Annotated in this window: 13 protein-coding genes; 9 read left to right on the top strand and 4 right to left on the bottom strand. The window is 30.6% G+C overall.

Features of this window, described 5'->3' with window-relative positions; genetic code table 11:
• Positions 1-50 precede the first annotated feature (50 nt).
• On the bottom strand, positions 51-803 hold the full coding sequence (locus tag G0Q09_RS11595; protein WP_125349843.1) for an SDR family NAD(P)-dependent oxidoreductase: 753 nt from the start codon (positions 801-803) through the stop codon (positions 51-53).
• A gap of 188 nt (positions 804-991) precedes the next feature.
• Here G0Q09_RS11595 and G0Q09_RS11600 point away from each other — a divergent pair, with 188 nt between their 5' ends.
• The 8 genes from G0Q09_RS11600 to G0Q09_RS11635 all read left to right on the top strand — a co-directional run bounded on the left by G0Q09_RS11600 (position 992) and on the right by G0Q09_RS11635 (position 9,410).
• Positions 992-1,750: a hypothetical protein gene (locus G0Q09_RS11600; RefSeq protein ID WP_219034990.1), complete on the top strand. Its 759-nt coding sequence runs from the start codon at positions 992-994 to the stop codon at positions 1,748-1,750.
• Between the two features lie 7 nt (positions 1,751-1,757).
• Entirely contained in the window at positions 1,758-2,519 is a 762-nt protein-coding gene (locus G0Q09_RS11605) for a hypothetical protein (RefSeq protein ID WP_219034991.1), read from the top strand.
• Positions 2,520-2,555: 36 nt separating this feature from the next.
• On the top strand, positions 2,556-4,598 hold the full coding sequence (locus G0Q09_RS11610) for a S9 family peptidase (RefSeq protein ID WP_219034992.1): 2,043 nt from the start codon (positions 2,556-2,558) through the stop codon (positions 4,596-4,598).
• A gap of 423 nt (positions 4,599-5,021) precedes the next feature.
• Positions 5,022-5,660, top strand: a complete 639-nt coding sequence (locus tag G0Q09_RS11615) for a hypothetical protein (protein WP_115000778.1) — start codon at positions 5,022-5,024, stop codon at positions 5,658-5,660.
• A 71-nt stretch (positions 5,661-5,731) separates the two neighbouring features.
• Positions 5,732-6,013 (top strand): hypothetical protein, encoded by a 282-nt coding sequence (locus tag G0Q09_RS11620; RefSeq protein WP_219034993.1) that lies wholly within the window; start codon positions 5,732-5,734, stop codon positions 6,011-6,013.
• Positions 6,014-6,183: 170 nt separating this feature from the next.
• Positions 6,184-8,046 (top strand): RecQ family ATP-dependent DNA helicase, encoded by a 1,863-nt coding sequence (locus tag G0Q09_RS11625; protein ID WP_219034994.1) that lies wholly within the window; start codon positions 6,184-6,186, stop codon positions 8,044-8,046.
• Positions 8,047-8,048: 2 nt separating this feature from the next.
• A complete protein-coding gene (fmt, locus tag G0Q09_RS11630) occupies positions 8,049-8,990 on the top strand; it encodes a methionyl-tRNA formyltransferase (RefSeq protein ID WP_257468211.1) in 942 nt (313 codons plus the stop codon).
• 132 nt (positions 8,991-9,122) lie between these two features.
• Positions 9,123-9,410 carry an HU family DNA-binding protein gene (locus tag G0Q09_RS11635; protein ID WP_019975917.1) on the top strand — a complete coding sequence of 96 codons (288 nt, stop codon included), beginning with the start codon at positions 9,123-9,125 and terminating at the stop codon, positions 9,408-9,410.
• A gap of 125 nt (positions 9,411-9,535) precedes the next feature.
• Here G0Q09_RS11635 and G0Q09_RS11640 read toward each other — a convergent pair whose 3' ends face one another.
• The 3 genes from G0Q09_RS11640 to G0Q09_RS15015 are packed head-to-tail and all read right to left on the bottom strand — an operon-like array spanning position 9,536 to position 12,237.
• Entirely contained in the window at positions 9,536-10,918 is a 1,383-nt protein-coding gene (locus tag G0Q09_RS11640; protein WP_219034995.1) for an MFS transporter, read from the bottom strand.
• Positions 10,919-10,933: 15 nt separating this feature from the next.
• Positions 10,934-12,079 (bottom strand): DcaP family trimeric outer membrane transporter, encoded by a 1,146-nt coding sequence (locus G0Q09_RS11645; protein ID WP_257468212.1) that lies wholly within the window; start codon positions 12,077-12,079, stop codon positions 10,934-10,936.
• Positions 12,061-12,237: a hypothetical protein gene (locus G0Q09_RS15015; protein WP_257468213.1), complete on the bottom strand. Its 177-nt coding sequence runs from the start codon at positions 12,235-12,237 to the stop codon at positions 12,061-12,063. Before G0Q09_RS15015 ends, G0Q09_RS11645 begins: the two co-directional genes overlap by 19 nt.
• A 610-nt stretch (positions 12,238-12,847) precedes the next feature.
• Here G0Q09_RS15015 and G0Q09_RS11650 point away from each other — a divergent pair.
• Complete coding sequence (locus G0Q09_RS11650) at positions 12,848-13,687, top strand: GNAT family N-acetyltransferase (RefSeq protein ID WP_185144180.1); 840 nt, start codon at positions 12,848-12,850, stop codon at positions 13,685-13,687.
• The last annotated feature ends 129 nt before the right edge of the window (positions 13,688-13,816 follow it).

Below are 13,816 nucleotides of genomic sequence, written 5' to 3' on the forward strand. Positions count from 1 at the left end.
GATTAAATTATAGAAAACCATTTAATCTTAAAGATTCGATCAAAAATATTTTAAACCGCTGTATATCCTCCATCAACAAGGTAATAACCACCTGTCATAAAGGATGCTTTGTCCGAACTTAAGAATAAAACCAACTCCGCAACTTCTTCTGGCTGTCCCAAACGACCCATTGGATGTTTTGTAACAAGCAATTCTAAATGATCTGCACTCAAATTATTCGACAACAAAGGCGTCATAATATAACCTGGTCCAACTGCATTACAACGAATATTTTTTGGTCCGTATTCCGCTCCAATGTTTTTCGTCAAACCTACAACTCCATGCTTTGCAGAAGTATAAGCCGAACTCATTGGCGCAGCGACAGTACCATGAATAGAAGCCATATTAACAATAGAACCTCCTCCATTCTTTTCCATTGCTTGTAATTGATATTTACATCCGTAAAAAACACCATTAAAATTGATATCTATTACTTTTTTCCAACCATCTAGTGGATAATTTTCAGTCAGCTCAGCAGGACCACCAATTCCAGCATTGTTACAAGCTATATCAAGTTTTCCATAAACTTCAAGCGTTTTATTTACTAATGCTTCATTATCTTCTGGCGAAGAAGTATCAGCTTTGAAAAATATCGCTTCTCCTCCATTCTTTTTGATGATTTCCACCACTTCATTTCCGCCTTCTTCATTAATATCAGAAACGACAACTTTTGCTCCTTCTTTGGCATATAATTCAGCAACAGCTTTTCCAATTCCAGAACTAGCACCAGTTACAATCGCAACTTTATCTTTTAAACTTGACATAATTTTATGATTTTAATTTAAATAAAGTTAATCATTTATAATCAGATCTATAAATCATTTCTTACAAATAATATTATTTTAAATGATTCAATTTTATTAACTATTTTGGAATGAAAAATTCAGCATAACAAATATATTTAGGTTAAAACAATTCTATTTTTTTATATTTGATACAAATAACTTTTTAAATGAAAAATTTAATAGCTGCTATACTTTTATGTAGTTTTTCTACGATAAATGCACAAGAAACAAGTGATTATAAGTACATCAATATTCCTGAAAAATTTTCTAGTTTTGATAAAGATGAATATCAATTAAATAATCGATTAAGATATATTTTGACGCAGAAAAAATACGAAGTTTTACCTTCTGATAAATCTGCTTGGCCACAAGAAGTTGTGCAAAATCCTTGTTTAGCTTTGAATGCGGATATTTTAAAAGTTAAAAGTTTTTTGAATAATAAATTAGAGGTAAGTTTTACAGATTGTTCTAATAAAAATATTGAAAAATTTGAAGGAACTTCTAAGATTAAAGAATATGACAAAGGTTACCAAGAAGCAATAAAATTAGCTTTAAATCCTTTGAAATCTCAAAATGCAAAGGCCTCCGTTCCAATGGTGAAATTAGAAAAACCCCAAACAGAAACAACAGCTGCATATATGCCAGAACCAAAAGGAAATCAGGTCACTGCTACGAATTTATTGACAGATGGAACAACTACTTATCAAAAAATTGAACTACAAAATGGTGGTTTTATGTTGATGTCCGAAAATGGAAATCAAGTTGTTGCAAAATTTGAACCGACCCTAAAAAATGGAATTTACAGAGTAATTGTTACTAAAGGAAATTCGAATTATTTTTCGGTAGGATACATCAGTGGAAATACAATTTCGTATGAAGTTTCTGAAAATAATAGTTGGAAAGATGTTAAATTATCAGCTAAATAATCTTGCTATGAAAATTATATTATCAAGTTTATTTCTTATTGCTTTATCGTCATTACAAGCACAAAATGTAGCTGATTATAAATATGTTATCGTTCCTCAACTCTTTAAAGATTTCGTAAAAGAAGATTATCAATTGAATACAGGATTGAAAACTGCTTTGAGAAAAAAAGATTATGAAGTTGTAAATGAAAATTCTATTCCTTTAGATGTGCAAATCAATCCTTGTTTAGCTACAAAAGCAAATATTGAAAATACTTCTGTTGCTTTTAAAAATAAATTAAAAGTAACGTTTACAGACTGTAATAATAATGTGATTTCAACTTATGAAGGTTCGTCAAAAGAAAAAGATTTTACAAAAGGTTATCAAGAAGCCTTAACATTTGCTATGAATCAGGTTGGAAAACAAAATGCAAAAGATTTACCTGTAACTAAAACAGAAAATACAACAACTACAACCGTTAAAGAAACAACGAATAAAGTCGTTACGCAAGTGTCAAATAAAACTGTAGAAAACAAAAACGTCTACAAATCAAACGGAAAAAATTACACTACAGCAAGTACAAATAACAACGAATTTGTCTTAATAGATCAAGAAAATTCACAAGTTATTGCACAATTTTATCCAGCTGCTCAACAAAATATTTTCCATGTGACAGTGATTTCTCAAAACGGAAATTACCAAACAATTGGCTATTTGAACGAAAATAATATCATCATCGAATATAAAACAGGTGATAAATCTTGGTCAACTACAACTTATTCAAAGTAAGTTTTTATAGTACATTTGCACCTTAAATTTTAGAAAATGCAAGCACCTATTGCGAAAAAAATAGAACAAAAATTAGAAAAACACGGAGATATCCGCATCGATAATTATTATTGGTTGAATGATCGTGAAAACTCTGAAGTTATCAATTATTTGAACCAAGAAAACGAATACACAAAAGCTATTCTACAACCAACAGAAGCTTTACAAACCAAACTTTTTGAGGAAATGAAAGCGCGAATCAAAGAAGATGATTCGTCTGTTCCGTACAAATTGAATGGTTATTGGTATTTGACGGAATATCAAAAAGGAAAAGAATATCCAATTCACAAACGTCGAAAAGATAGTTTAGAGAATCCAGATGAAATTCTTTTTGATGTCAACACAATGGCTGAAGGTCATTCGTACTATCAATTGGGTGGAATTTCGATGGCACCAAATAATCAATTGGTTTCCTTTGGGGTTGACAATGTTTCGCGAAGAATTTATACGATTCAAATCAAAGATTTAACAACTGGAGAAATTCTTTCTGATAAAATAGAGAATACAACTGGAGGTTCTGTTTGGGCCGCTGATAATAAAACCTTGTTTTATACAAGAAAAGATGAAACATTGCGTGCTTATCAAATTTGGAAACACAAATTAGGTACAAAACAAGAAGATGATATTTTAGTTTTTGAAGAAGTAGATGATACGTTCAATGCGTTTGTTTACAAATCAAAATCAAGAGATTACATCATTATTGGATCTTCAAGTACTGTTTCTGACGAGTTTAGATATATTCCTTCTAATCAACCAGATGCTGAGTTTAAAATCTTTCAAAAAAGAGAACGTGATTTAGAATATTCAATCGAACATTTTGGTGATTCATTTTATATTCAAACCAATAAAGATGATGCTTTTAACTTCAAATTAATGAAAACTTCTGTCGAAAAAACAGAACAAGAAAATTGGATTGATGTAATTCCTCATCGCGAAGAAACATTGATTGAAGGTTTCGAAATTTTCAAGAATTATTTGGTTATCGAAGAGCGCACAAATGGTTTATTGCAGATGAATATCAAAGCATGGGATAATTCAACTGATTATTATTTGCCATTTAACGAAGAAACCTATACAGCAAATGTTGGCACAAATCCAGATTTTGATACTGACATTTTGCGTTACGGATATACATCGTTGACAACTCCTTCTTCTGTGATTGATTTTAACATGAATGATAAAACATTCGAAATCAAAAAAGAGCAAGTTGTTATAGGTGATTTTGATAAAGAAAATTATATTTCTGAACGTATTTGGGCAGAAGCTCGCGATGGAGAAATGGTTCCAATCTCATTGGTTCGTCGAAAAGATACGCCTCTTTCTGCCGAAACTCCTCTTCTACTTTACGCTTATGGTTCGTATGGTTACACGATAGAGCCTTATTTTAGTTCGGTTCGATTAAGTCTTTTGGACAGAGGTTTTATCTATGCAATTGCACATATTCGTGGTGGTCAATATCTTGGTCGCGAATGGTATGAAGATGGAAAAATGTTAGAAAAGAAAAATACATTTTTTGATTATATTGATGCAGCAAAATATTTGATTCAACAAAATTATACTTCATCAAAACACTTGTACGCAATGGGAGGTTCTGCTGGTGGATTGTTGATGGGTGCTGTGATTAATTACGAGCCAACATTATTCAATGGTGTAATTGCGCAAGTTCCTTTTGTGGATGTTGTCACAACAATGTTAGACGATTCTATTCCATTGACAACAGGGGAATATGATGAATGGGGAAATCCAAACGAAAAAGAATATTACGATTACATGAAATCGTATTCGCCTTACGATAATGTGGAAGCGAAAGCTTATCCAAACCTTTATGTTTCGACAGGTTTACACGATTCTCAAGTACAATATTGGGAACCTGCAAAATGGGTGGCGAAATTAAGAGATTTAAAAACAGATAATAACATTTTACTTTTAGATACAAATATGGATACAGGACACGGTGGTGCATCTGGTCGATTCGAGTCATTGAAAGAAGATGCAAAAGAAGATGCTTTCTTATTTATGTTAGAAGGGATTACAGAATAAATTTCAAACCAAAAAGTCAACAAATTTGTTGGCTTTTTGTATTTTTAACCAAACCTACTCTATGACCTTTATTTTCTTAATTTTTGGATTAGCAATTGCTGATTTCAAACACTTATTCTAAAAGAAATTTGGCAAGTAAACCTTCGTCCAAAATGGATTTTATTTCTTATAACTCCTCTATTAATAAATATTACAGATTATTTTTGCGACGTTCAAATCACAGCTTTTGTATTTTTTGGAGCAATAGCTTCAATATTTTTTATTGCAGTTACTGGTATAATTTTTCAAAATTCTACCAATTTTGAAGAAGAATCAAGCAGTTTCAAACGCGAAAAAAGTTATAGTGAAATTGTCCAAGATTATAATCAGCCTTTTAACCTAAATCCTGCTTGGGGAATTGTTTATCAACTCTATGTCGTTGCGATGATTGGAATTTATATTTTTGTTTCAAATGAAGTTTATGAATCTGATTTAAATTATAAATTGATTGAACAAGATTTAGTTTTACAACTATTATCACTTTTTATATTTACAGGATTTTCCATTATTATTTTGTTGTACAATTATTTAGACGGAAACAAAAATTATATTCCTTCCATTTTGACTGGAAAAAGATTAGTTGCAACACCAAAAGAAAGCAGAATTAATAAGGCAATTACCATAAGCGTTACGATTATATCATTCATTATTTTCTGTAAATTTTGTTACGATAAAGGAATTTATTTCAGCTTGAAATATATCTTTCAATCATTTGATTCTTCATCATTTCTATCAATAAATACAGGAATTATTGCATTTATTACTTTCAATTCTATTATTCTGATAATTAATCCATCACAAGTTGCAAAACGAAATATGATTCGCATTGCAACACTTATTCAATCTGCTTTTTTCAGTATTTTTTTATCAGCCGCAATTGTAGCCCCTTTTATGATTTTGCAAGATCGATTAGCTTACTTCAATATGAGTTCAGAAATTCTTTTATTTTTAGGATTTAATATTGTTTTATTAGTGAATGAAATTTCACTTTTTGTAAAATACAAAAAGGGTATAATCGATTAATTCTTCTAATAAATCACAGATTTTACCTAAATTTACAACAAAGCTTTGTACTTTCTGGAATCTATTTTAAAATGAAATTTAAACTTACACCAATATTAATTGTGTTGAGTATTTTAGAACTCTTCCTTTTATTTATGTCTATAAACTATCTTTTTATTGATAATAATGGAGGAAATGCCTTGGGTGGAACAATCGCTTTTTTTGGATTAATTATTTTCTTTTTTATTTTATTAATTGAACAACTTATTATAATAAGTATAAAAATTCCGATAAAATTTATTTGGATCATTGAATCTATAGTCTTAATGATTTCAATTATTTATGTTTATTATAATGGGATATCTATCGGATAATATAAAAAATGATAAATTCATTGATTAAGTAATTAAACCAAAATCACCCCATTATTTTTCTTATAAAAGCATAAAATTATTTACAATTTTTAAAAAAAATAACTAATGAAGTTTTAAGTTTAAACATAAAATCGCAGATTTTACCTAAATTTACAACAAAGCTTTGTAATTTGACACCAAAAGAAATTCTTTTTAAGTATTGGAATTATTCTTCTTTCAAAACGCCGCAAGAGGAAATCATCGCAAGTGTTTTGGAAGGTAAAGATACCATGGCAATTTTGCCGACTGGTGGCGGAAAATCTATCTGTTATCAAGTTCCTGCGATTATTTTTGATGGATTAACATTGGTCATTTCGCCGCTTATTGCGTTAATGAAAGATCAAGTTCAGAATTTACAATCCAAAGGAATTTCTACGGCATATATCACCAATGAAATTGACCAAAATACGATTGGAAAAATTTTGGACGATTGTCAAAACAATAAAATCAAATTATTATATGTTTCGCCAGAGCGTTTGCAAAGTAGAATTTTTGTCGAGCGATTGAAACAAATCAATATTAGTTTGCTTGCTGTTGACGAAGCACATTGCGTTTCTGAATGGGGACATGATTTTCGACCTGCATATCATCAAATTTCAAGATTAAAAACTATTCTTCCTAAAGTTCCAATCTTAGCTTTGACTGCAACAGCTACAGAAAAAATTCAGCAAGAAATTGTTGAAAAACTTGAATTAAATCAACCCAAAATTTTCAAATCTTCTTTAAAAAGAGAAAACCTTTCGTACAATGTTTTCCTTTCTGCTGACAAGAAAAATGATTTGATTTATTATTTAAAAAAATATCCTGGTTCGAGTATTATTTTTGTTCGAAATCGAAAATTAACCTACGAGATTGCAAGTTTTTTAAGTCAAAATGGATTTGATGCCGATTTTTTTCACGCCAAATTAACCAAAGACGAAAAAGAGCAAAAGCAGCAAGATTGGATGTTGAGTAATTCGCGAATTATGGTTTCGACAAATGCGTTTGGAATGGGAATAGACAAACCAAATGTTCGTACCGTTTTTCATATCGATTTACCACAAGGAATAGAAGCGTATTACCAAGAAGTTGGGCGCGCTGGACGTGATGAACAGGAATCGTATGGAATTTATTTGTACAATCCTGATGATCGAATTCAAGCAGAAAATATTTTCAAAGCGAATTTACCTTCGCATCAAGATTTTATCAAAATTGGGAATTGTTTGTTTAGTCAATTGCAATTAGCGGAAGGCGAATTAACGGAAATGAATTATCAGTTGGATATTCCAAAATTTGCCGAAAAATTTGGTTTAAATCTTAAAATGGTTCTTCAATTTTTAGAATTTCTCAATACGAAAGAAATCATTCAGCAAAAAAATTATTCACAAAATAGTAGTATTCAAATTTTAGCGTCACCACATTCGATTAATTTGAATGAAAACCGAATTTTTGATTATTTACAACGTCATTATCCTGGAATTTATACTTATAATAGAGAAATTTCGGAAAGTAAAATGGCGTTTGAACTGCACATGAGTATTGGCGACATTAGAAATAGTTTACACGAATATGCAAAAAATGGTTCTATTGATTATTCGGATCGATTTTTAGCGCGATTTAGATTTCTTGTTCCGCGCGATTCTAATGCGTTTAAAAATAAATTGTGGAAAGATTTCGAAGCAATTCAAGTGAATAATTGGAAACGTTTGCAAGCTATGGCTTATTATGCCGAACAAAATACAATTTGTAGAGAACGTTTATTATTTGGATATTTTAATCAAAAATCTGATCAAAATTGTGGTAAATGCGATGTTTGTCAATCCAAAAAACAAAATGAAAACTTTAATTCAACCGATTTAATTGAATATTTGAAAGAAGGTACAAAAACGCAAGCCGAAATCCTTTCAAAATTCATAAATTCGCCAAAAGATAAAATCGTCGAAGAATTGCAATATTTGATAGACGAAATGCGAGTTCAACCAATTGGATTCGATTCTTATAAACTAATAGAATAAAAATGCGAGTAGTCTTTATGGGTACGCCCGAATTTGCGGCGACATCTTTGAATGAAATCAATACAAATAGTCATCACGAAATAGTTGGAGTTGTTACTGTTCCAGATAAACCGTCTGGTAGAGGACAAAAAATGAATATTTCTGATGTCAAAAAATATGCAGTTGAACATAATTTGCCTTTGGCTCAACCAGAAAAATTACGAGACGAAGCTTTTATCGAAACATTAAAAAGCTGGAATGCTGATGTTTTTGTTGTTGTAGCTTTTCGTATGTTGCCACAAGTTGTTTGGTCAATTCCGTCGAAAGGAACATTCAATTTACACGGTTCACTTCTTCCTCAGTATCGCGGAGCTGCACCAATTAATTGGGCTGTGATGAATGGTGATCAGGAAACTGGAGTAACAACTTTCTTAATTGATGAAAAAATTGATACCGGAAATATCTTAATTTCTGATAAAGTAGAAATTGGAGAAAATGATAATGTTGGTAAAATTCATGACGAATTGATGCATATCGGTGCGAAATTAGTCGTGAAAACGTTGGATGGTTTAGAAAATGATTCATTAAAACCTCATCCGCAAGATGAAACAACAGAATTAAAACATGCTCCAAAAATCTTTAAGGAAGATTGTAAAATAGATTGGAACGATTCAATCAATACTATTCACAATAAGATTAGAGGACTTTCTCCTTATCCATGTGCATGGACAACTTTTGGAAATGGCGAAAATTATAAATCGTTAAAAATATATGCAGGTCTAAAAACGGATATTGTTGTTGAAGGAGAAGATTATCAATTAATTTTACAAAAAAATAACCTTTATATCAATCTACCTCAAGGAGTTTACGAAATTTTAGAACTTCAACCGGAAGGAAAGCGTCGTATGACAGCCAAAGATTTCATCAATGGACATCAAAACGAGGATACCTTATTCGTAAAATAAGTACTTATTTACTGATTTTTGACACAGATTTCATAAAATTTTGCATTTTTCTTGAAATTTTTTGCGTTGAAACTTGCACAAATAAAGGGAAAGAGTATATTTGTGTATAAATTAATTTAAAAAGTTACAACTATGAACAAATCAGAACTTATCGATGCGATTGCAGCTGACGCTGGAATTTCTAAAGAAGCTGCTAAAAAAGCCTTAAACTCATTTACAGAAAATGTAACTAAAGCTTTAGCAAAAGGAGACAAAGTTGCTTTAGTAGGATTCGGTACTTTCTCAACTTCTGAGAGAGCTGCAAGAACAGGTATCAACCCACAAACTAAAAAAGAAATTAAAATTGCTGCTAAAACAGTAGCTAAATTTAAAGCTGGATCTGAATTATCAGGAGCAGTTGATACAAAAAAGAAAAAATAATATTTCTGATACAATAAAAAAATCCATTCGTTTGAGTGGATTTTTTTTGCATTGAAATTTAATTCCTCTAAAAAAATCCTTCAAGAATTACTTGAAGGATTTTTACATTTTGTCTATTATTGATTTTAATTATCTTCTGTTAAATCTGTTTTGTATGTTTCTGGAATTGTAAAATAATTCACTAAAATCGCAATAAAGATTAATATCAATGGATAAGCTAATCCAATATAAGGCGACATAGCAGCCGAAACGATAATCGTACTTTTGATTAATTCCGTTACAAAAGTTGTTGCTCCACCAATAAATCCATTTCCCATATTTTGTGCAAATCCCATACTAGTGTATCGAATCTTTGTTGGGAAAATTTCTAACATAAAAGCTCCAAGCGGACCATATGTTGCTGCTCCTGCAATTGAAGTAATTAAACTTACAACTACAATTCCTAAAACTGCTAAATTCGAAATATCATGAACTTCTTTCAATCCTTCAGGATTTCCTAATTTCATGTACAAAAAAAATGATAATGGAATTAAGATAAAACTACAAATCATTCCACCTAACATAACAGGTTTACGACCAATTTTATCACTTAATGCACCAAACCATTGATAGAAAAATGAACTAAATAATGTAGAACATAAAACAACAATTAAAACTGTTTCGTAAGGTAAGTTAACTGCGCGTTGTAAGAAGAAAAGCGTAACGAATAACGTTGTTTGCATAATTGTACTTTGCGCCGCATTTCCTCCAAAAATAGCCTTTAACATTAACTTTACGTTTCCTGGAGTTGTAAAAGCATCTTTAATTGGAGTTTTAGATGTTTTTCCTTCTTTTTTTAATTGTTCAAAAATTGGACTTTCATGTAAGCGTTGACGAATAAAGTAACTCAAAATCACTAATATTCCACTAAATAAGAATGGAATCCTCCATCCGAAACTTGCAAAAGCCTCTTCTGATAAAAATGATTGTGTTAAGAAAACAACTGTTAAACATAATAATAATCCAATTGGAACAGTTGCTTGAATAAACCCTGTGTAAAATCCTCGCTTCTCTGCTGGCGCATGTTCTGCTACATAAATTACAGCACCTGCATATTCTCCACTAATTGCAAGTCCTTGCATAATGCGGCAAAACAATAATAAAACAGGAGCAAACCAACCTACACTATCAAAAGTTGGAATACAACCAATCAAGAATGTAGCTACTCCCATCATAATTAAAGAAACTAAGAATGAATATTTTCTACCAATACGATCTCCAATACTTCCAAAAATTAATGATCCAATCGGACGGAACATAAATGATGAAACCACTACTGCAAGTGTTTCTAAGAAATGCGACGAACCATCGTTAGGAAATAATTGTGTTGATAATACACTAGCTAAGATGATTGCCAAGAACATATCGTACCATTCGATTAAGGTTCCGACAGATGATGCTAAAATAATTTGGAAAATATTATCCTTCTTCGCTACTGTTTGCGAAGTATCTAAAGTATTTGTACTCATGTTTTTTGTGTAATATTAGAAGTTAAATAATGTTGTCAGTTGAAATCTATTGTTATTTGCTAAATATTTATTTTCGGTTCCCGTACCTTTTATCGTCGCATCTGCCCATTGCGCTGTGCTTCGATCATATTCTAATCTAAATTTTAAGGCTTTGCTTAAGGTAAGATCTAAACGAGGAACTACTTTGTACAAATAATTTACAGTGCGTGTACCTGGAGTTGCCGAAATTGCGCCCCAATTTGTCGTTACACCATAAGATATTGATGCAATTGCTCCTTCTACTGGATTTTTCACACCATTATTTCTAACATAACCTGCAAATAGTCCGAACGAAAATTTACCTGTTGAGTTTTGTTGCAAATCAATCCACATACTATGCGTATTCATTGGTTTATATGTTTCAACAGCCGTCGGACTTGTTTGATATCCTACAATTCCACCAAGTTGTACAAAAGACGACGCATCTTGCATCAAATATCCAGCGAAAGTTACTTGTAAAGGTTTTGTATTTAACTTAGAATAAGCCATAAACGAAACATTTTCAACTCGTTCATTAGACTTAACAGGAGGATTTCCTGAAGATAATTTTGGCTTCAAATTTTCATATTGCGCACCAATTCCGGCAGTAAAAACTTGTGATTTATATTGAAATTGAAGATGAGCCGCTGGCATTCCACTATTTCGAAAGGGCTCTGTATTTGGAGTAAAATCTCGTTGAGAATGTAAAGCAGCAATAACTTTAAATTTGTCTGTGAATTTATGCGTTAAACGAACTTGAGGATTACGATTTAAAGCATAAACAGGCGCACCAGTTCCATAATTTGCAACATTTGGCAAAGCTTCTAACACAACGAAAGGATGCCAATATTGTCCAATCCCTAATTGCGTTTTCTCCCAATCCAACATCACATATGCGTGACGCAAACGAAACTCGTTGATTCCTCCTTCTGTTGCTCCAAAAAATTCTCCCTCTAAAATACCAGAAGTTTTAGCTCCAAGTAATTCTGGACCTTTCAAATTAACACCAGCTCTCGAAACAATCGATAACATGTGAAATTTAGAAGCTGCATTGATATCAGCACCGTTTACATCCGATAAACGATCTTTTGGATAAAGCGGAACCAAAGCCTCTCCTGCTCCAATCATTTGACGCGTATCCATAAAATATCATTCCTGATAAATCCATAAAACTGCACATCAACTTTGTCTTTGTTTTCTCTTGGTTGTATTAATTCTACTTTTTCTACAACCACACTATCTGTCGTTTTCTGTTGAGCAGAGACATAGCTATAGCTGCAAAATATAGCTAGACAAGCCAATTTTGTTAAATTTTTACTCATTTTTTTTGTGATAATTTGAACGACTAAAATAATCAAAAGAAAAAAACTAACAAATGTTCGTTAATCATTTTTTAATAATTTTTCAAAGCTTTATTAAATTCATCATATGTTTAAATATTTTTTGAGAAATAGATATTTTGAAATAAGTTTTGGAAAGAAATTTTGAGAATTTGGTATTTTAATTAGTGTAACAAATACACTTTACTTGAATTCTTCGAGGAGTATTTTTCAAAAAAAATCGAGAGAAGAATAATTGTTTCAACAAATGAGGAGAAAGTTAGACTTCTCTCGTAGTTTTAGTTTTAAAAATGTATGCAAATTTATTGATTACAGAATTTTCTTCAGCATAATCAATAATAAGCTTATGTTAAATCATAAAAAAAAGAAGTTTTCTTAATTCTATATATTATCCTCTACACTATTTTTAAAATTTATGTATAATTATTCAGTCAATATTATTAAATAAATTATATTTTTATCAAATTCGGATTACATAGTTCAAATAAAATTCAATCTTTATTAATTTTTTAAGATTTTTTTTAGAAAAAACTTAAATGTTGGGGCTATTTTTGCTATGCAAATTACAGCTATGCAAACAAACATTGAAATACACTCATTAACTCATGTTGATTTGGAAGAATTATCAGCCTTATATAATCTTTCTTATCAAAATTATTACGTTTCTATCAATCTTTCAACTGAACAATTTCAGGGAAAATTAAAAATGGAAGATATCAATCTTGATTATTCTGTAGGTGCTAGTATTGATGGAAAATTAGTTGGCTTTTTACTTTATGGAATTAGAAATTATAATGATGTAAAAACAGCTTATATTGGTGGAACGGGCGTTTGTCCTGAACATCGTGGAAAAAAAATCACACAACAAATGTTAGATTTTAGTTTTCCAAAATTGAAAGAACAACAAGTGAAAAACATATTTTTAGAAGTAAATATTAAAAATGATTTTGCTATTAACGCTTATGAAGCTTGTGGTTTCGAAAAAACAAGAACTTTAAATAGTTATAAAGGAATTCCAATTTTGGTCGTAAATCCATTACATGAAATTATAGAATTTAGTGATTTAGATTTGATTACAAGTGAAAACTTTTGGGACATAAAACCTACTTGGAAAAATGATATTCAAAGTGTAAAAAATATCATCGAAGATTGTCAAATAAATGGAATTTATGAAGATGGAATTTTAGTTGCTTATAAAATTATCAACAAAAATAATACACGTATTTATCAATTTGGTGTTCATCACGATTATAGAAATCGTTATTTAGCTTCCATCCTTTTCAGCGATTTGAAAAATAAAGAGATTAAAATGATTAATGTTGACGAAAGAGAAATCTCTACAAATGATTTTATTCAATCGATGGGATTAGAATTGTACGACAAACAATATGAAATGAAAAAAGAATTATAATGAAGAATCCGTCTCACAACAAAATTTGAGGCGGATTTTTTTGTTATAAAAGTTTTTCAATATTTTAAGAAAAAGTGAAAAGTTGTTCTCTTCAGGCAACTTTCTTTCTTAAATTGTGTGCTAAAGCGT

This window comes from Empedobacter falsenii (assembly GCF_019308355.1).
GTDB classification, from domain to species: domain Bacteria; phylum Bacteroidota; class Bacteroidia; order Flavobacteriales; family Weeksellaceae; genus Empedobacter; species Empedobacter falsenii_B.